Source organism: Streptomyces sp. CNP082 (assembly GCF_059570535.1).
In genome coordinates this window covers 1-17,774 of sequence record NZ_JCANSZ010000089.1, presented here as the reverse complement: position 1 = coordinate 17,774, position 17,774 = coordinate 1, and the positions used below count along the sequence as shown (strand labels likewise).

Below are 17,774 nucleotides of genomic sequence, written 5' to 3'. Positions count from 1 at the left end.
GGTCGCTCCGTGAGGGCCCCTGTGACACTGCCGCCCCCGGCTCTCCTGGAGCTGCCGACCGGCAACAAGGGGACGCGCCGCAGAGCGCCAGTTAATGACCGCCCGGGGACCAGCTCCGTCACCGGGTAGTCGTTGCCGTGCGCAAAGGGGAGAAGCATGTCGCTGCCGGGAGCCGCCCACTACGTCGGCGTGGACTGGGGATCGGCCGAGCACGCCGTGTGCGTGCTGGAGGAGTCCGGGCGGGTGCACACCCGGTTCACCATCCGCCACACCGCCGCCGGGTTCACCGACCTTGCCCGCCGCCTGGGCAAGCTCGGTGAGGCCGAGCTGGTTCCCGTCGCGATCGAGCGGCCGGACGGCCGCCTGGTCGACGCCCTGCTGGAGGCCGGTCACCCGGTGGTGCCGGTGAAGTCCAACGCCATCAAGGCATGGCGCGACGCCGAGGTCCTCTCCGGCGCCAAGAGCGACGCCGGCGACGCCCAGGTGATCGCCGAGTACCTGCGGCTGCGCCGGGAGCGGCTGTCGGCCACCCGCCCGTTCTCCGATCACACCCGCGCGCTGCGCACCGTGGTCCGCACCCGCGAGGACATCGTGCACCTGCGGGTGATGGCCACCAACATGCTCTCCGCCCTGCTGGACGCCTTCTGGCCAGGGGCCAAGCACATCTTCAAGGACATCGAGTCCCCCATCGCGCTGGACTTCCTGACCCGCTATCCCACCCCGGCGTCGGCCGCTGGTCTGGGCGAGAAACGCATAGCGGCCTTCTGCGCCCGGCACGGCTACAGCGGCCACCGCAGCCCGGCCCAGCTCCTGGCCCGCCTGCGCGGCGCACCGGCCGGCGTCACCGACCCCGCCCAGACCGACGCCGGACGCGATGCCGTCCTGGCACTGACCAGCGTCCTGCGGGCCCTCGGCACCGCGAAGAAGGAGCTGGACCGCCGCGTCGCCCACCATCTGGAGCAGCATCCCGACGCCCCCGTCTTCACCTCGCTGCCCCGGGCCGGACGCGTCAACGCCGCGCAGATCCTGGCCGAGTGGGGTGACAGCCGTGAGGCGTTTGCCGGCCCCGACGCGGTTGCCGCGCTGGCCGGCGTCGTCCCGGTGACCAAAGCGTCCGGCAAGCACTCCACCGTCGCCTACCGCTGGGCCTGCAGCAAACGTTTCCGACAGGCGCTGGTCACCTTCGCCGACAACAGCCGACACGCCAGCCCCTGGGCCGCCAAGGTCTACCAGCGCGCCCGCGAACGCGGCATGGACCACCCCCACGCCGTGCGCGTCCTGGCCCGCGCCTGGGTCCGGGTGATCTACCGCTGCTGGCTCGACGGCAAGCCCTACGACCCCGCCCGACACGGCGCGGCCCAACGCTCCACAAACGATCCCGCCCTCATCCAAGCGGCCTGAGGTTGACACAAGGGGTGTCACAAGTGGTCCTTCCTGCCCGCGACCGGGGGCGGTGAACAGGCCGTCGGCAGCGACGAGGGAAGCGGCAGGCCGGGCAGGGGGTTCGTCGGAGGTCACAGGGCGGTCCGCGCGAGTGGCAGCGCGGTGATCGTGAAGGCGTCGGGTTGCTGGTAGTTCAGGCGCCGCAGGTCGACGCCGGTGGTGACGGCGTGGGTTTCGATCTGGGCGCAGGCGGTGTCCAGGAGGGCGTCGGTGGCGGCGGTGACGGTGACCAGTCCGGTCAGGGCCACGTCCGCGTGTCCGGCCAGGAGCTGGCGTTCGCGGGCTTTGACGTCGGCGTATTCGACGGAGTCTTCCTCGCTGTCGACCTGCCCGCGGCGGGCGCGCTCGTTCGCGTCGGCGATGATGGCGGCCTTCTTGCGCTGGACGTCGCGCAGCGCGGCCTGCAGGCCCTGCGGGACGTAGATCAGTGACAGGGTGCGCCGCACGCCGGGGGTGAACATCAGCCCGTGCAGGAACCCGGCGTGCGACTCGGTGCGTGGCCAGTTCTCCACCCAGTAGGTGGTGTGCCGTGCGCTGTCGGTGGCGAGCCGGTCGTACTCCTCGATCTGCACGACGGGCCCGGCCGCGGCGGGCTCGGCTTCGGCGCGGCCGGTGGTGGACCACTGCTGGAGCGCTGGGAGTGCGTTGGGGTCGTAGGCGGTGCGGATGACCGCGGCGATCTCCCGGGCGGTCAGCCATCCGGTGGCCAGCAGTCCGGCGTTGCGCGCGGCCTGGGCGACGGAGGTGGTCGTCTGCGCCATGACGGTGAAGGCACCGGGCAGCCCGCCGCCGGCCTGGCTGATCAGGCGGCGGGCGGCTTTGAGGTCGAGGGAGATGGCCAGGTAGGTCTCGTGCGGGGCGGCGGCGGGTCCGGCCTGGGTGAGGAGTTCGGAGTAGATCTGTCCGGCGACCGGCGCCTGCGCCTGGGCTTGTGCGTTGCGGGTGAAGTGGCGGGCGAGGCCGTCGCCGCTGTCCGCGACGGTGCGCTCCAGCACCTGCACAGCCGCGATCTGCCCTGATCGGGCGATCGAGGCCAGGGCGCGTCCCCAGCCGTTCACGTGCTGGTTTTGCGTGGCGGGGTCCAGAAGGACGAACGCGGGGCCGGTGACGCGGGCGATCGCGGTCAGGGTCTGCCGGTGGGGGTCATGAACCGCGGCGGCGCGGGGGGCGGAGTCGCCGGGGGTGACCACCTTGAGGGAGGCGGCTGAACCGGGCAGGTGCAGGAGGCCGTCGTGGCGGGGCCGGGTCACGGGCCGGGCGAGCCACAGCGTCTGCCCGGTACGGCGGCGTAGTGCGTAGCGGGCGATGATCGGCGCCCAGTCGATCAGGGAGCGGCCGTGCCGGTGCACCGCGACCAGCGCAGCGGAGGCCGCCCACAGCGGGGTCAGGGCGACGGCGCCGAGCAGCCCGGTGGTCACCACCGTCATCAGCAGCAGCGCCAGCATGCACGAGACGAGGACGAGTTGGGGCAGCGAGAGCCCCAGGAGGATGCCGCGGCGGGAGCGGTGCGGAAACTTCACCGTCACCGGCACCGGCACGGAAGGAACAGTCACAGGGGCAGGTCCTGGGGTCGCGGGTGGAACCCCGGGGGCGGGAGGCGGCCTATGCCTCCCGCCCCCGGCGGTGGAGCGGAGGGTCACGGGTCGGCGGGCGGCGGCGGTCCGGCCGTGTCGTCGGCCGGGGCGTGGCGAGGGCCGGAAGGCGGGGGAACGCCGTGCGGTGGAGGGCTGGTCGTCGGCCGTGCGGACTGCCAGCCGCTGCCCGGCCCGGAGCCGTTCGACGGGGGAGCGGTCGGCCCGGGAGCGCCGCCGATCTGGCCGCTGGTGTCGTCGGACACGCTCGTCGGCGCGGGCTGGAGGGCCTTGTCCAAACTCGCCTTGCCCGCCTTGTCTGACGACGAGCCGCCGGCGCCCCGGCCGGGCGGAGCCTTGTGGCCGCCCCCGCCGGTGGGGTCGGCGGCGATGTCGCCGGGGAATCCGGCGGCTCCCGCGCCGTCACCGCCCGGCGCGGCGGCTCCCGCCTCGCTTCCGGCTGCTGCGCCGCCTCCGGCGCCGCCGGTGGCTGCGGCTGCCCCCTTGCGGGCGGCTTTCTCGCCGTAGGCCCGGGCGATCTGGGCTCCGGCGCCGCCGGCCCGGTGCAGCGATTCACCGTCGGTGTCGGCCGCCCAGTGCACGAACTTGAAGACCGCGTACGGGCACAGCAGCACCATGGCCATGATGACGATGCCGGCCATGATGTCGGCGAGCGCGGCGGCTCCGTCCTTGGCGTCGGTCTTGCCCATGGCGGCGATCCCCAGAACGAAGATCACCGTCATCAGGAGCTTGGAGACGACGAGGGTGGCTGTTGCTTCGATCCAGCCCTTGCGCCAGCGGCGGGCGACTTCCCAGCCGCCGCCGGCGGCGGCGAAGATCGCCAGGGTCACCATGACGAGGATGCCGATCTTGCGGACCATCATCACGCCCCAGTAGAGGAACGCGCCGAGGGCGGCGCCGAGTCCGGCGACGACGGAGACGAGCCAGCCCAGCGGGGACACGCTCGCGATCATCTGGACTTTGACGGTGCGGCGGACGGCGGATTCGATGCTCATGTCCGCGCTCCTCAGCAGGCCGGCGGACAGGGCGTCGACCACTTCGACGGCGACCGTGGTCAGGGCGATGGCGCAGAATGCGAACAGCACTCCGGCTGCGGTGCCGGTGAACGCCTGGGTGAGGGCTTGTCCGTCGCGCCGGATGGCGGCGCGGACGAGCTGCGCGCAGAACGTCGCGACGAGAAGCACCAGGCCCAGAGGGAGAAGGGTCTCGTAGTTGTCGCGGAACCAGCCGGCGTTCAGGTCGACTCGGGTGGTGGTGTCGACTCCCTCGGCGGCCAGGTCGACCGCGGCAACGGCGAGTTCGCCGGCGGATTCGGCCATCCAGTCGCCGATGGCCTTGCCTGGATCGGCCATGAAACCGGCCGCGTCGTCGACGTCGCAGAGCCTGCCCGCTACCGGGATGTCACAGAACGCCATGCGTTCCTCCCTTCACCTTCGGGATGCGGGTCACGGCGCGACATGGGGGGCGACGGCGGCCAGGGAGCACACGTGGCCGGGGCGGCACTGCACGGCCAAGGTCACGGCCCGTTCCTCGGCACCGCCGCCGCGCCGGCCCCAGGCGATCTTCTGCTTGCCGGTGACGGTGACGGCGTAGACGTACGCCTCGGTGATAGCTGTGGGGTCCTCGGCCAGGGCCTGGTTGAACGCCGCGGGCAGATGGCCCTCGACGACGCTCGCGGTGGCGCGCTGGTCCTGGTCGGCCATCCGCGACCACAGCAGCGGATCGGGCACCAGACCCGCCACGGACGCCCAGTCGGCATACCGGGATTCGGTGGTCATCCAGGCGCGCATGCCAGCGAGTTGCTCGGTACGGCTGGTGGTGCGGGTGTCGTAGGACCACAGCATCTTCGCCGCCGCCTTCGCGAAGGCGGCCGGCTCGCCGGTCCGCGGAGGCCCGGGCACAGACCGGGACTCCGACTCCGGGACCGACGGCTGGGCCGGTTCGGTAAACGGCTCGCTGCTCGTCGGCGAAGGGACTGCGCGCTTGGTGGCCGGGTCGCTGTCTCCGCTGCCGGACAGCAAGGCGACGGCGGCGGTGATGGCGAGCAGGGCGGCGACGAGCATGGCCGCGATCGCGGTGCGCCGGCCGCCCGGGTACCCCGTCCGGTAGGCGGGCAGGGCGTGGGTGGGAATCCGCTTCTGCCTCATTGGACCTGCGATCCGAGGTTGGAGAAGAACGACACGATGCCGTTCGCGGCGCCGAGGCCGAGGGCGGCGCCGGCGGCGACGACGGCGCCCTTCTTGCCGTTGGCCTCGGCCTGGTGGCCGCCGGTGTGGTGGCCCCAGGCCCACACGCCGAGCGAGACGGCCAGCGCACCGACGACGGCCACGATGCCGAACAGATTGATGCTGTTGACGACGTTCTTCAGGACGGAAAGGCCGGGCAGGCCGCCGCCCTTGGGCGAGATTCCCGGGTCGTAGGCGAGGTGGATCAAGCGATCTGCGAGAGGGAGGGGCATGGGGGCAGCGGGGCTCCTTGCATACGCGGGCAGGGCGAAACGGGCAGCGGGGAAAGAGAGAAGCCGAGCGGAAGGCGCGCTCGGGGGCGCGCGGGAGAAGGCCGCGCCGATCCGGGCCGAGCGGCGCCGGAACGGGGGGCGTTACAGGACGCGGCGTACCGCGAGGACGGTCCACTCGGCGAGGGGGGCGATCCGCACGGGCTTGCCGGTGCGCGGGGCTTCGATGACCAGGCCCTGGCCCAGGTACATCCCGACGTGCTCGGGGCGGGCCGCGGTGCCGCGGCTGAAGACCAGGTCACCGGGCCGGAGCCGGCGGAGCTGGTGGTGCGGGACCGGCTTGCCTTCGTTGATCTGCGTGTAGGTGGTTCGGGTGAGCGTGATGCCGGCATGCCGGTACGCCTGCTGCATCAGGCTGGAGCAGTCGCAGCGCCCCATCGGATCGGGACCGTGCGCGTCGGTACAGGAGCCGCCCCACTGGTAGAGCGTGCCGAGTTGCCGCATCGCCCACGTGATCGCCGCGCGCGCCTTCGGATCGGCGTTCCGGGGGATCCGGTACCCGTCCGGGATGCTGCCCTCGGGGACGGGGCCGAAGCCGGAACCATCCGGGCCCCCGGCGCAGCCGGTGCCGGCGGCTGAGGAGTCCGGATCCGCAGTCTGCTCGTCGTCGCCGGCGCGGGGGAAGGTCGCGGACACGGCCGTCTGCAGGACGGTGGCCAGGTCCTCCCACTGCGCGTAGGCGTCCGGGAAGGCGGACCGCTGGACGGCCTGCGCTGCCTGGGCGGTGGTCATCTGCTGCCAGCCGTCCACGGCCAGCAAGTGCCGGTAGAACTGCTCGGCGGCGTAGACCGGGTCGCGGATCTGCTCCGCGGAGCCCCAGCCCTGCGACGGACGCTGCTGGAACAAACCCAGCGAGTCGCGGTCGCCGGAGTTCAGGTTGCGCAGCCGCGACTCCTGCATCGCCGTCGCGAGCGCGATGACCTGCCCCTTCGCGGGGACGTCGAGAGAGCGGCCGGTGGCCACGATCGTGGCCGCGTGCGGGACCTGCTCTTCGGGCAGGTCCAGTCCCTCGATGCGGATGTCCTTGGCGGCCGCACCGTCGAGGATCCGGATGACCTGCTCGGTGATTTCGTCGGTGTCGAGGTCGGTCAGGCAACTGCCGGCGGACGCGGCGGTCACGGCGGCGTCACTGGAGGAGGCCAGCATCATGCCGGCACCGGCGAGGAGGAGCGGGGAAAGGAAGACGACGCCGAGGCCGGCGGCCAGCGCCTTCAACCCGGGCGAACCGACAGCGGGGCAAGGCGTGTTGGTGTGGGCGGATAGCGAGACGCCATGGGAAGGTGCCCTTCGGGGAGGGGATGTGCGTGCCCGGCGGCACGCCGAATCGCCAGGATTCGAGGACGGGGCCGCGGGGTGTTACTGCGCACTCGGGTGTGATCAGGCCGTCAGGCGGGGCACCGCCGAGACGGCGGTCGCGGTACGACGTGGTGGGCCAGCGGCCAGCGGCCAGCGGCGTGGGGCGCCGGGCTGTCCAAAAACTGTAGACCCGAATGCGGCGACGGCCAAATAGTCGGCGGTGAGGTGCCGGAAACTGGCACCCCTGCAGCGGACTTTTTGGCCGTCGCAATGTTCGCCGCTACAGTTTTTGGACTCCCCTTCGCCCTCCCCGCCCCACATGGCTCCTGGGTTTCTGCAATACCCCCCGGCCCGCGAGGACGCGCATGCGAGAGGGGAGTTCCCCTGGCGCTCCCACCCGAATCGGGGTCTGTTCTTTGCCTTTTTCCCTCCACCAGGGCGACGCTCTCACCGTTCTTTCCGGCCTTCCGGACGACTGCGTCGACTCCGTGATCACCGACCCGCCCTACAACTCCGGCGGGCGGACAGCGAAGGAGCGCACGACACGCTCCGCGAAGCAGAAGTACACCTCGGCCGACGCCAAGAACGCTCTCGCCGACTTCACCGGCGAGAACATGGACCAACGCAGCTATGGCTTCTGGCTGACGCAGATCATGACCGAAGCCCACCGCCTGACCCGCGATGGCGGGACGGGGCTGTTGTTCACCGACTGGCGGCAGCTCCCCATCACCACGGACGCGATCCAGGCGGCCGGATGGCTGTGGCGCGGAGTGCTGGCCTGGCACAAGCCCAGGGCCCGCCCGCAAAAGGGCCGCTTCACCCAGAACGTCGAGTTCATCGTGTGGGCGTCGAAGGGGGCGATCGACGGCTCCCGCAACCCCGTCTACCTCGACGGCATGTACTCCGGGTCGCAGCCCTCCGGGGCAGGGCGCCGGCACATCACACAAAAGCCGGTGCCGGTGATGCGCGAGCTGGTCAAGATCTCCCCGCCCGGAGGCACGGTCCTCGACTTCTGCGCCGGCTCCGGTTCCACCGGCGTCGCCGCCCTGCTCGAAGGCCGCGACTTCATCGGGGTGGAGAAGTCGGCGCACTACGCGTCGATCGCATCCGAGAGGCTCACCGAGACCCTGCACGGGACCCTCACCCGGGATGACGTGGTGCTCACCGCCTGAGCCCTCACGCGGCCTCCCGGTTCCTGCTCTGCCTGCTCCCCGGGTGACCTGGTCCCCGGCAGATGCCCCTGTGGCCCGCCGGCCAGTGGCAACCCCCGCCCTTCTTCTTCCCTGCCTCGTAGGAGGTCAGCCTCTTCATGCCCGAATCCGAATCTCCCGGCCTGCACGAGCCCGTTCGCGTACCGGACCCTCAGTTGGAGGGAGTCGAGGCGAGCGTCCGCCGGCTTATGCAGCAGTCGGAGCAGCAGGCCCGGCAGCTCGACCGCCTCGCCGCTCCCGCGCCGGGTGCCTCGCCGTTCGCGGCCTTCGGGATGCCGGGGCTCGGCGGACCGCCTCCCGCCGCCTCGTCGCCGGAGCCGCGCCCGATTCTGGAACTCGACGGACAGGAACGCGAAGACGAACTCGACGCCTTGTCGGACTGGGTCGATGACTTCTTCCTCCCGGTCTACGGGGCGGAGGTCACCACCGCCGCGCCCTGGTGCCTGCAGTGGCAGGAGCACGACGACGTCGTCGCCTGGCTCCACGCCCTGTGGCTCGCCTACCAGCAGCACAAGGAACCCGACGCGGGGCTCGCGGGCCTGTTCGTGTGGCACCGGGACTTCCTCACCCACGCCGTCGCGGCGATCCGGGCACCCGGCGGCCCGCTGTCGGCGTGCATGACCTCCCCCGACCGTCCCGCGCACCGCATCCTGCCGGGCCCCGCGCCGTCCGCGCGTACGGCGGCGATCGCGGCGGATGCCGGTGGGCCCGCTGAGCCGGGCGGGCCCCGGTCATGAGAAGGAACCGGCAGACCTTCGGCCTGAGCTTCGATCCTCGTGCTCTGACCGATCTGCTTCAGGCGCCGGGCGACATCCGCGACCTGACCTTGTCCTACCTGGAAGACATCGTGAACGCACGGGCCTTCGGGGAACGTCTCGACGGCGACTTGAAGGGCTACCGCAAGGTCGCCATGGACCGCAGGGACTGGCGCATCGTCTACGGCTTGCGCCCGGCACCGCCGGACTCGCCGCACCGGCAGGAGATCTACGTCATCGCCGTCAGGCCCCGTGCCGGCAACGACATCTACGACACCGTCGGCCGCCGTCTGGGGATGACCCGCCGTCCGCTGAGCGCCCGCACCCACGCGGCGCGCTCCCGCTCCCCGCAGCTCACCCGACCCGGGACCGCGGCACAGCCCATGCCACCTCCCCACCCGCAGCCGGGCCCGCGGCCGTCAACACCGGCCCCGCTACGCCCCCGCACCCGCTGACCACCACGCGAAGCTCCTTGCCTGCACAGCCTGCGCCCGGGAACGGCCAGGGCGAACAATCGCCCCTGGAGGAGCGCATCGAGGCTGTCACCGGCCACGACATCGCCGCCCTGCGCGGCTACCGCAACCGCGGCGTCCTCGACGAGCCACATGCCCGCTTGGTCGACGAGCACGATGCACTAGCCAGGGCAGGGGCCAGCGTGGACCTCTACCTCCGCGCCCTCCACCGCCTCACCGACGGCGCGCTTCACATCGATGACGCCCTGCTCGCGCGGATCGACCGCACCGTCGCGGCCCTGAAGCACGCCGCCGCCACCCGTGACGCCGCCGCCCGGCGGGTGATCGCCGCCCTGGAGCCCATCAAGGCCACCGCCCCCAGCACGACGCCCAGCCCGCGACCGCTCTCGGACGGGGAGCTGCGCACCCTTCTCGCCATCGCCGGCGGAGCCAAGCTCTACCGCCACCTGCTCAGCGGCCGGGTGTCCGTCACCGCCGCCTGCGGCACCCGCATCCCCTACGCCGAACTGCAACGGCTGGAGGACGCCGGACTCGCCGCCCGGGACACCAGCCGCCCCCTGAACGCCGGCCAGCCGGTCACCTTGACCGACACCGGCCGCGCTGCCCTGCTCGCCGCCCGCCGGCCGCCCACCACATCCCCGCCCAAGCCCGGCGCCCGGCCTGCGACCTGGCCCTCCATCCCAGCCCGCCGGCGCTGATCCCGAAAGGCCCTCGTTGTCTCCCACTCAACCCGAGCCGCCCCGCAGGAAACGTCCCGAGGTCGACTTCGGCGTGGACCAGCTCGACGCCGACGAGGAGGTTTCCCGCGCCTTCTCCGTCCACGTCGGCCTTCATGTCGACAGCCTGGTCTCCCTCGCCGAACACCACACCGCCGACGGTCTGCGCAGCTACTACGTCCTGTTCGACTCCAGCGCGACCTGGGGTCATCCGGGCGAGCCTGCGTACCTCGGCGTGTACCTGAAGCGGGATCCAGCCAAGCGGACCTTCGACTTCAACCACTACGCGCTGCCGCTGCCCGCGATGGTGCAGTCCTGGCTGATCCACCGCGGCTGCCCTCCCGACGCCATCAGTCTGGATCCCGGACTGGGTCCCCAGCCGGCGGACGAGGCGACGCGGGCGCTGGCGCGACGCCTGATGTTCGAGGGCGACGACTACGGCATCGGATTCTCCTATACCAAGGACAACCCGGACGACTTCGTCACGGTCGTGGCCATGGGCGCCGCGGACGAGCAGGCGGTCCCGCCGTTTCGCGTCGTGGTCGAGGAAGTCGACACCAGCACCGACACGTGGACGTACACCCTGCGGGAGGGCGGCTTTCCCACCCCCCAGGATGCCCTGGGGTGGTGCTGGGACCGGCTCGCAGGTGACGCCGGCCCGCTGCCGCCGATGCGTCCGGCGGCAGCGAAACCGCGCCCGCCCGGGCTGCCCGGGGCCCCTGCCCGGCGCCCTGCCGGACCCTCGCGCTGAACGCTGAGAACACCGGGCCGGGCGGAACATAGCCGACGATCGCCGGTTAGGCAAACCGGCGATTCTGTGGACCCTTATACCGCCCGGAACACCATGGCCCCTTTCCACCGCCTGTTTCCTCGCTCAATGGAGTTCCTTTGTCCGACGACATACCCGAGAACGCTGACGACGTCGTGAGCGTGCTCACCGAACGGATCGAAGCCCAATTCGACATGAATATAGGCAAGTTGAAGGCCGCGGTCGCCGCCCGGCCGGACGCGAATCCCCAAGCCACCGCCATCGTGAAATGGCACGGTCTCCTCGTCGAATCCCAGGAGGTGCTCGACCGCGCGGAGGACGACCTCCTCGCTGCGCTGGACACCCCGCCCGGCCAACTCGATGACCCGACGATGGACCTCGCCCAGTTCGTCAACGCCGCGGTGACCGCGCGAGACGGCCGGGCCCTGGTCGTGCGATACCTCCTCGACCCCGACGCACCGGGGAACCAGACCACCCCGCGCCGTAAGGGCCTGGCGGTGCAGACCACCGCCCCTGCGCGCCCCGCGGCGGCGCCCGCTTCGATGCCGGCGCAGGCGGCTCCGCGGGCAGCGGGAAGGGCCCGTTCGTGAGCGCGAAAGTCCAGCCCAGCAGCGCCGACGAGGAGCTGCAGAGGGTCTTCGGCGCTTCCCTCGACGCGCTGCAGGTGACGGGGGCTGGGCTCCAGGCCCCTCCTGCGCTGGCGCGTGCGCTGGAGCTGCGCGCCTTCCTGGCGCTGACCGAGCAGCAGGTCGCCAGGGTCCGCGACCGGGTACACGCCGACACCGCGCCGGACCGTGACATGGGCGAGCTGTCCGCGGACAGACTCCGCGGCGACGCCCAGTGGTTGCAGGCGGCGCTCGACGCCCGCGACGGCTACCGCGCCGCGCTCGCCGAGCTGCTGCGCACCATGCCCGCCCCCTCCCGCCCCGTGCGTATGACTCAGCAGAGGGCCGTCACCACGCTGCCGCCGACCGCCGCGCCCGCGGTTACGCGTACCGGATCGGCCCCTGCCCCCGGACCGTGAGAGCGCGCGCTTGCCCGACCTCACCGCCGCCGGGATAGCCAGGCGGATCGAGGACCTGTACGGCGACCCGCTCGCCGACCTCAAAGCCCATCCGGAGGCTCAGCAGCCCGGCATGCTCGCCGCCCTGCTCGGCATGCACCGCGAACTCGCACAAGCCGAGCACAGCATTGCCTTCCACCGCGACTACCTCACCCGCCTCCTCGACCCCGACCGGCAGCTCGGCCCGCACGAGGTCTCCCACCTCCTCGACGGCACCCGCCGGCTCGCCGAAGCCCTCGCCGTCCACGATGCCCAGGGCGCGTCTGCTGCCGCCGTCCTGCAGAGCCTGACCCGCATAGCACCCTCCCCTCCGCAGACCACGCCCCCTCCGGCCCCGTCGCCGCCATTGCCTTCGGCGCCGGCAGCGTCAAGCAGCCGCTGAGCCGCAGGCGAACACCGCCACCATCCACCCAGGAGTTGTCCCTTGGCCTTCACCGGTTTGCCCCCCGACACCGACGCGGACATCGCCCGGGTCACCGAGGCACTCGCCATGATCACCCCGCGGTGGAACGTTCGGATCCTGCTGGCGCTGGCCGGACCTCCGCAGCGCTACCACGAACTGGCCGCCCGCCTGTCCTGGCTGAAGGACAGTCAGTTCCACCCGAAGACCCGCGCCCTTTGCGGCACCGGACTCGTCGAGCGCTCCGAGCACTCCCCACGGCACGTCACGTACGGCCTCACCGACCGCGGCGCAGCACTGCTGCCGATGCTGCCGGTGATCATCACCTGGGCCGAGGAGCACCTCGAAGAAGCCGCCCAACCACCCTCCGCGATCGAACAGATCGAAGACAGCCTGACCCTGCTCACCCGGCGCCACGCCGCGGCCATCCTGTGGGCGCTGAAGATCCGCGGGGAGACCAGCGGCCGGGCCCTTTTCCAGCTCGTCATGCCCAACGGCGCCTGGAGCAACATCTATCCGCCGCTGCGCCAGCTCACCTCCGACGGACTGGTCGACACCGACGGCCCCGGCCTGCCCTACCGGCTGTCCCCCGCGGGCAAGGGCCTCGGGCCGGTCCTCGGTGCCCTGTCCGCCTGGGCCGCCGGCAAGCCCCTCAACCACGCCGCCCACCACCCCGTCTGGGGCCACACCCAGGCCCCGTCCGCGCCGAAGCCGCAAGCCGGCCATCCCTCCCGGCCGACCACCACGCCCCCCGCAGCCCCAAGGCAGGCCGGAGCCTCCGGGCCCGTGTGGCACAACCGCGAGCTGTTCTCCCACGCCGCCCCGGCCGGCCCGCCGGCGGCTCTCCCGGCGGGAGGACCGAACCGATGATCACCACGCTGGGCCCGTCCGAACTGCGCACCGCCGCCAGGGCGCTGTCCTCGCCGGCGCTGATCCGGCTGATCACCGAAATCGACGACAACGGGCCGATACCACCGAGGATGCTGACCGCCACCCTGTCCGACCTGCCCTCGGGAGGCGCCCGCCGCGCCGTCCATCTTGCCCGCGCTCACGGGCTCGTGCAGGCCGGGCCCGCGGGCGGCCTCGGCCTGACCGATTCCGGCTCCCACCTGGCCGCCTTCTACGACGCGTGCGCCCGCTGGGCCCGCCGCCACGCCTACCCGGCCCCGGTCAGCAACTTCACCACCCGCATCCAGCACGCCCTCGACCTCCTCATCCGCGTACTCACCGGCGAGACCGCCGACGGCCCTGACCACACCCCGTCCACGGACATGCCAGGCGGCGAGGGCACCGACGAGGACCTGTCCGCTCACCTCACCCGGTGGCTGACAGCCAACCCGCAGCTCACCCAACCCGTCGCCGCACGTGAGTTGGCCGCGTGAGCGCTGCGCTGGCCCCCCGGCACGCGCGTCACACCGCCGGGCTGACGCGCGGCATCTACCTGCCGCGCACCGCGGACGCCGCGGCGTTCGCCATGTCCACCTACGGCATCCCCCTGCTGGTCCTGCACACCACCGGCTCCGCCGCCCTGACCGGACTCGCCTTCGCGCTGGAGTGGATCCCCCGCCTGGCTGCGTTCGGGTGGGCGGGATCGGTCGTCGACCGGCGCGGGGCATCGGTCGTCTTCTGCCTCGCCTCCCTCGGCCGCACCCTCGCTCTGGCCACCGGCGCCGTCCTGCTCCACGTTCACCCGTCCGGGACGGTGGCGAGTGCGACGGTGATGGCGCTGGCCGCCTCGACCGGTGTGCTCACCGAGTTCAGCTACATCGCCGCCGAGACCGCCGGTGGTGCCGCCGGCCGCCGGGCGGGCCCGCGGGCCCACCGCGTCCAGGCCGTCCTCCTGGGCATCGACCAGACCGCAACGCTGGCCGGCCCCGCCGTCGCGGGGGTGCTGCTGCTCGCCGGGGCGCCGCAGATGCTCGCCGTAGTCGCGGCGATCTCCCTGCTCGCCGGTCTCCTCGCGCTGCACACCCCGCCCTCGCCCGTCGCCCCGGCCCGCGCGCCGAAGGACCGGGCCGGTGGCGGGTTGGTGACCGGGTGGCGCACCATCCGCTCCCTGCCCGCGCTCGGCTGGCTCGTGACTGGACTGACCCTGTCCAACCTGGCCATCGGCTTCCTCCAGGCCGCCGCCCCCGTGATCGTCGTCCAGCACTTCGGGCAGTCCACCACCGCCGTGGGCCTGCTCTGGTCCACCGCCGCCGCCGCGACCCTGGCCAGCGTTGCGCTGTGCCGCTTCGCGATCGACCGGCTGGGCCTCTGGGCGGTCGGCGCCGCCTGCGCCGCGCTGGCCTCGCTCGCCTGCCTGGCCGCCGCCCAAGCACCCGACTACCGCTCCTACCTGATCCTCATCGCCATCCTCATGGCGGCAGAAGGCGGCATGACCGTCGTCCTGCGCACGCTGCGCGCCCGCCTCATCCCCACGGCCGTCTTCGGCAGCACCCTGGCGGCAACCATCCTCATCCTCCTGCTGCCCTTCCCCCTCGCCGGCGTGCTCACCGCGCTCACCCCGCCCGACGACCTCGGCCACGTCATCACCGCCTGCGCCGCCATCCAGGCCCTCGGACTGCTCCTCGCCTTCACCCGCCTGCGCACCGAACCAGCCCTGCACACCTGACCGCCATACCCGCAGCACGTGGAGACCCGCCATGTCCCCAGCCCGCCCCGAGGCACAGCGCGCCGACGACGGTCGGACGATCACCGAACGCTTCCACGCCTTCGACACACAGAACCCGCACATCTACCGCGCACTGGAACGCATGGCCGCCCGGCACCTGGCCGCCGGCCTCACGCGCATCAGCCTCAAGGACCTCTTCGAGGACCTGCGCCGCCAGCTCCCGCCCAGCGCCGGTGGGCTGAACAACAACTACACCGCCCTCTACGCCCGAAAGCTGATCGCCGAACACCCGCAGTGGGCGGCGGCCTTCGAACTACGCCAACGCCGCGCCCCCTGACCCCCACCGGCCCCGGGCCGCCTGTTCGTCGTCCTGTGCCGTCTGCTGATCGGAGCCTTGTTGACCGCCCGTCCTGTTCTGCTGATCGTTGCCGCCTCCGACCGGGACGCCCAGGCGTACCGCGGCTGGTGCCTGGAGACCATCGCCGCCCACTACGACGTCGTCCTCGTGTGCGAGAAGGAGCCGACGTGGCAGCGCCCCTGGATCATCGACACCGAGGTCGCCGACCCGGCCGACGAGGAGGCACTGCTGGCCGCCGGCCGTGCGCTGCGCCGGCGGCACACGGTGGCCGGGGTGATGACGTGGACCGAGTGGTACCTCGTGCCCGCCGCCCGCCTGGCCCGCAGCCTCAACCTGCGCACCAGCCCTCCCTCCGCGCTGCGCCGCGGCCGTGACAAGGCCGCGGCCCGGGCCGCGTTCGCCCGCGGACAGGTGCCCTCAGCCGTCTCCGTCAGCGTCCGCACCGAGACTGAAGCACGTGAGGCGGCCCAGCGCGTCGGCTACCCCGTCGTCCTCAAGCCTGCGGGACTCGCCGCAAGCATGGGCGTCATCCGCGCCGATACCGACGACGAGCTGCCCTTCGCCTACCGCCACGCCGCACGGGCAGCCGGCCACAGGGCGGAGAACACCCGCGTCCTGGTCGAGGAGTACCTCGACGGGCCGGAGATCAGCGTGGAGTGCGTCACCCACCAGGGCCGTACCACCGCGGTCGCACTCACCCGCAAGACCGTCGGCATGGCCCCGTACTTCGAGGAACTCGCGCACGTCGTCGAGGCGTCCGATCCGCTGCTGCCGCGGGCAGCCCCCGCCGCCACGGCGGCGCTGGACACCCTCGGCATCACCGACGGCGTCAGCCACGTCGAGATGCGCCTGGTCGACGGCCGCCCGCGCCTGATCGAGGTCAACACGCGCCTCGCCGGCGACATGATCGGACACCTCGTCCAATCCGCCACCGGCATCGACCTGGCCCGCGCCGCCGCCGACATCGCCTGCGGCCACACCCCCGACCTCACCCCCACCCGCCACCGGGCCGCGGCGATCCGCATGATCTACCCCGCCTACTCCGGCACCCTCACCACCCGCGACATCGACACCGACTTCGCCCACCGCGCCGACTGGCTGGAGCGCGTCACCTTCCAACGCGAGCCCGGCGACCGCCTCATCCTGCCGCCTGAAGGGGACATGTTCACCTCCCGCATCGGCTTCCTCATCACCACCGGCAGCACCGGCGCCGAAGCGCAGGCCCGGGCCACCGAGACGTACCGGAACTTGGACATCCGGATCGTTCCCGCGTAGAGCGCCCCGGCTTACACAGCACACCCCGCGAACCCCGGATTTCGGATGCATCGAGTGAACGACCCTGACATCGACGGGGACGTGCACGTCACCCCCGCTACCTCGCCGGCACCACCGGCATCGGCGACCCCGCCCCGCTGCCCCGATGGCGCGAAGCCACCCTCAGCTACGTCCAGGGCATGGCCCAGCTCACCCCCATCCGGGCGCCCCGGCCGCCGGCACCCTCGCCCCTCGATGTCCGGCGGGCCGCCGCCCGCCGCCCTGCCGCGCTGCCACCGGCCAGCGTCCTGCGCTGGAGCACCAGCAGCCGACCGGCCCTACCCGGCCCACGCCGGTAGCGCCAACCCCCTCGAAACGAGAGATCCATAGTGTTCTTGCATGCCCGCGAACTCTTCGCCGAGTTGTGCCTCCCCCTTCCACGACGGCGTCGCCGTAGGCAACACCTACTTCGCCACACCCGGCCCGGACTCGCCGTTGCGGCTGCGGATCAGATTCGCCGAGACCATCAACGCGGACACCTACGGCGGGCTGCGCGCACCCCTCCCGAAACCCGGTCCGTCAACCTCCGGGGCGGGGTGACTCGTTCGAGCGGACGGGCGCCGTGGCGGGCGCGCGATGGCACCCCCGGCGTGCAGCCTCACGGCATGAAGAAGATCACTCACGGCCTGTTGGCCGTCCTCGCCCTGCCCGTGGCGGTCCTAGCCGGTCCTGCCACGGCCGCGCCGGTCGCCGAGTCTGTCCAAGCGCCGCCGCCGGTGACGCTGCCGGTGCGCGACGCGATCGAGCAGTTGCCCGTCGCGGACGAATCCCGGGTCGGCTACGACCGCGACCTGTACCGCCACTGGGTCGATGCCGACCGGGACGGCTGCCACACCCGGAGGTCGGAGGTTCTCCTGGCCGAAGCCGTCGAGGCCCCGGAGGTCGGCAGCGGGTGCCGGCTGATCGGGGGCCGCTGGTACTCGTACTACGACGCCGCGTACATCGACGGCGCCCGCGGCCTAGACATCGACCAGGGCTTGATCAAGTTCCTTGGGTGTCTGGGTTGTTGGTGATTCCCAGGAGTGGGAGGGCTCGTTCGGGCTGGTCGCGGATTGCCCGGGTGGTCTTGGCGATGTTGGCGGCTCCGAGGATCTTGAGCAGGGCGACGGTGAGGTTGCGGAAGGTGGCCATGGCGCGGGGTGCGGTGCCGGTGTGGACGGTGGAGGCGTCCTCGGCGTAGGTGACGTCCCGCACGTGGTGCAGGGCCTCGACGGTCCAGTGGCCGCGGACGGCAGCGGCGAGTTCGGCCGGGGTG

General features: G+C 72.3%; 21 protein-coding genes and 2 pseudogenes. 17 read left to right on the top strand and 6 right to left on the bottom strand.

The genetic code is table 11. The annotated features are described in order from the left end of the window. Positions 1–156: 156 nt before the first annotated feature. Positions 157–1,401 carry an IS110 family RNA-guided transposase gene (locus tag B124_RS35155; protein WP_496507093.1) on the top strand — a complete coding sequence of 415 codons (1,245 nt, stop codon included), beginning with the start codon at positions 157–159 and terminating at the stop codon, positions 1,399–1,401. 113 nt (positions 1,402–1,514) lie between these two features. Here B124_RS35155 and B124_RS35150 read toward each other — a convergent pair whose 3' ends face one another. From B124_RS35150 to B124_RS35130, 5 genes are all read right to left on the bottom strand, one after another. Continuing rightward, complete coding sequence (locus tag B124_RS35150) at positions 1,515–2,996, bottom strand: SCO6880 family protein (RefSeq protein ID WP_496507092.1); 1,482 nt, start codon at positions 2,994–2,996, stop codon at positions 1,515–1,517. An 83-nt stretch (positions 2,997–3,079) separates the two neighbouring features. Further along, positions 3,080–4,450, bottom strand: coding sequence for an SCO6881 family protein (locus tag B124_RS35145; RefSeq protein WP_496507091.1), 1,371 nt, complete (start codon positions 4,448–4,450; stop codon positions 3,080–3,082). A 30-nt stretch (positions 4,451–4,480) separates the two neighbouring features. Beyond that, on the bottom strand, positions 4,481–5,182 hold the full coding sequence (locus B124_RS35140; protein ID WP_496507090.1) for a hypothetical protein: 702 nt from the start codon (positions 5,180–5,182) through the stop codon (positions 4,481–4,483). Then, a complete protein-coding gene (locus B124_RS35135) occupies positions 5,179–5,493 on the bottom strand; it encodes a DUF6112 family protein (RefSeq protein WP_047017229.1) in 315 nt (104 codons plus the stop codon). The genes B124_RS35140 and B124_RS35135 overlap by 4 nt, the downstream gene beginning before the upstream one ends. 141 nt (positions 5,494–5,634) lie before the next feature. Further along, positions 5,635–6,765 (bottom strand): C40 family peptidase, encoded by a 1,131-nt coding sequence (locus tag B124_RS35130; RefSeq protein WP_496507089.1) that lies wholly within the window; start codon positions 6,763–6,765, stop codon positions 5,635–5,637. 497 nt (positions 6,766–7,262) lie between these two features. Between B124_RS35130 and B124_RS35125 the strand changes: the two genes are divergently transcribed. The 16 genes and pseudogenes from B124_RS35125 (at position 7,263) to B124_RS35050 (ending at position 17,532) form a co-directional block, all read left to right on the top strand. After that, on the top strand, positions 7,263–8,018 hold the full coding sequence (locus tag B124_RS35125) for a DNA-methyltransferase (protein WP_496507088.1): 756 nt from the start codon (positions 7,263–7,265) through the stop codon (positions 8,016–8,018). A gap of 227 nt (positions 8,019–8,245) precedes the next feature. Continuing rightward, complete coding sequence (locus B124_RS35120; protein ID WP_496507094.1) at positions 8,246–8,794, top strand: DUF4913 domain-containing protein; 549 nt, start codon at positions 8,246–8,248, stop codon at positions 8,792–8,794. Then, positions 8,791–9,267 (top strand): hypothetical protein, encoded by a 477-nt coding sequence (locus B124_RS35115; protein ID WP_496507087.1) that lies wholly within the window; start codon positions 8,791–8,793, stop codon positions 9,265–9,267. Before B124_RS35120 ends, B124_RS35115 begins: the two co-directional genes overlap by 4 nt. Before the next feature lie 17 nt (positions 9,268–9,284). Continuing rightward, the gene (locus tag B124_RS35110; RefSeq protein WP_496507086.1) at positions 9,285–9,983 is read left to right on the top strand and encodes a hypothetical protein; all 699 of its coding nucleotides are present in this window, start codon (positions 9,285–9,287) and stop codon (positions 9,981–9,983) included. A gap of 16 nt (positions 9,984–9,999) precedes the next feature. Then, positions 10,000–10,752, top strand: a complete 753-nt coding sequence (locus B124_RS35105; RefSeq protein WP_496507085.1) for a hypothetical protein — start codon at positions 10,000–10,002, stop codon at positions 10,750–10,752. 137 nt (positions 10,753–10,889) lie between these two features. Beyond that, positions 10,890–11,360 (top strand): hypothetical protein, encoded by a 471-nt coding sequence (locus B124_RS35100; protein ID WP_496507084.1) that lies wholly within the window; start codon positions 10,890–10,892, stop codon positions 11,358–11,360. After that, positions 11,357–11,794 carry a hypothetical protein gene (locus tag B124_RS35095; RefSeq protein ID WP_496507083.1) on the top strand — a complete coding sequence of 146 codons (438 nt, stop codon included), beginning with the start codon at positions 11,357–11,359 and terminating at the stop codon, positions 11,792–11,794. Before B124_RS35100 ends, B124_RS35095 begins: the two co-directional genes overlap by 4 nt. 10 nt (positions 11,795–11,804) lie before the next feature. After that, positions 11,805–12,215 carry a hypothetical protein gene (locus B124_RS35090; RefSeq protein WP_496507082.1) on the top strand — a complete coding sequence of 137 codons (411 nt, stop codon included), beginning with the start codon at positions 11,805–11,807 and terminating at the stop codon, positions 12,213–12,215. Positions 12,216–12,257: 42 nt separating this feature from the next. Continuing rightward, positions 12,258–13,103: a winged helix-turn-helix transcriptional regulator gene (locus tag B124_RS35085; RefSeq protein ID WP_496507081.1), complete on the top strand. Its 846-nt coding sequence runs from the start codon at positions 12,258–12,260 to the stop codon at positions 13,101–13,103. Next, positions 13,100–13,615, top strand: a complete 516-nt coding sequence (locus B124_RS35080; protein WP_496507080.1) for a regulator — start codon at positions 13,100–13,102, stop codon at positions 13,613–13,615. Before B124_RS35085 ends, B124_RS35080 begins: the two co-directional genes overlap by 4 nt. Beyond that, positions 13,612–14,847: an MFS transporter gene (locus B124_RS35075; protein ID WP_496507079.1), complete on the top strand. Its 1,236-nt coding sequence runs from the start codon at positions 13,612–13,614 to the stop codon at positions 14,845–14,847. Before B124_RS35080 ends, B124_RS35075 begins: the two co-directional genes overlap by 4 nt. Before the next feature lie 31 nt (positions 14,848–14,878). Further along, complete coding sequence (locus B124_RS35070) at positions 14,879–15,184, top strand: hypothetical protein (RefSeq protein ID WP_496507078.1); 306 nt, start codon at positions 14,879–14,881, stop codon at positions 15,182–15,184. A gap of 60 nt (positions 15,185–15,244) precedes the next feature. After that, positions 15,245–16,480, top strand: a complete 1,236-nt coding sequence (locus B124_RS35065; protein ID WP_496507077.1) for an ATP-grasp domain-containing protein — start codon at positions 15,245–15,247, stop codon at positions 16,478–16,480. Between the two features lie 119 nt (positions 16,481–16,599). Continuing rightward, positions 16,600–16,818 (top strand): annotated as a pseudogene (locus tag B124_RS35060) (SPDY domain-containing protein); the annotation flags it as partial. A 40-nt stretch (positions 16,819–16,858) separates the two neighbouring features. Continuing rightward, the gene (locus tag B124_RS35055) at positions 16,859–17,059 is read left to right on the top strand and encodes a hypothetical protein (protein ID WP_496507076.1); all 201 of its coding nucleotides are present in this window, start codon (positions 16,859–16,861) and stop codon (positions 17,057–17,059) included. Positions 17,060–17,124: 65 nt separating this feature from the next. Continuing rightward, positions 17,125–17,532: a hypothetical protein gene (locus B124_RS35050; protein WP_496507075.1), complete on the top strand. Its 408-nt coding sequence runs from the start codon at positions 17,125–17,127 to the stop codon at positions 17,530–17,532. Here the strand turns inward: B124_RS35050 and B124_RS35045 are convergent. Then, a pseudogene (locus B124_RS35045) lies at positions 17,501–17,774 on the bottom strand (ISAs1 family transposase); the annotation flags it as partial. The gene B124_RS35050 and the pseudogene B124_RS35045 overlap by 32 nt on opposite strands.

Coding starts and splice junctions, on each gene's coding strand:
- B124_RS35080 (WP_496507080.1), top strand. CDS start 13,100: ATGATCACCACGCTGGGCCCGTCCGAACTGCGCACCGCCGCCAGGGCG.
- B124_RS35050 (WP_496507075.1), top strand. CDS start 17,125: ATGAAGAAGATCACTCACGGCCTGTTGGCCGTCCTCGCCCTGCCCGTG.
- B124_RS35055 (WP_496507076.1), top strand. CDS start 16,859: ATGCCCGCGAACTCTTCGCCGAGTTGTGCCTCCCCCTTCCACGACGGC.
- B124_RS35140 (WP_496507090.1), bottom strand. CDS start 5,182: ATGAGGCAGAAGCGGATTCCCACCCACGCCCTGCCCGCCTACCGGACG.
- B124_RS35115 (WP_496507087.1), top strand. CDS start 8,791: ATGAGAAGGAACCGGCAGACCTTCGGCCTGAGCTTCGATCCTCGTGCT.
- B124_RS35135 (WP_047017229.1), bottom strand. CDS start 5,493: ATGCCCCTCCCTCTCGCAGATCGCTTGATCCACCTCGCCTACGACCCG.
- B124_RS35145 (WP_496507091.1), bottom strand. CDS start 4,450: ATGGCGTTCTGTGACATCCCGGTAGCGGGCAGGCTCTGCGACGTCGAC.
- B124_RS35070 (WP_496507078.1), top strand. CDS start 14,879: ATGTCCCCAGCCCGCCCCGAGGCACAGCGCGCCGACGACGGTCGGACG.
- B124_RS35120 (WP_496507094.1), top strand. CDS start 8,246: ATGCAGCAGTCGGAGCAGCAGGCCCGGCAGCTCGACCGCCTCGCCGCT.
- B124_RS35155 (WP_496507093.1), top strand. CDS start 157: ATGTCGCTGCCGGGAGCCGCCCACTACGTCGGCGTGGACTGGGGATCG.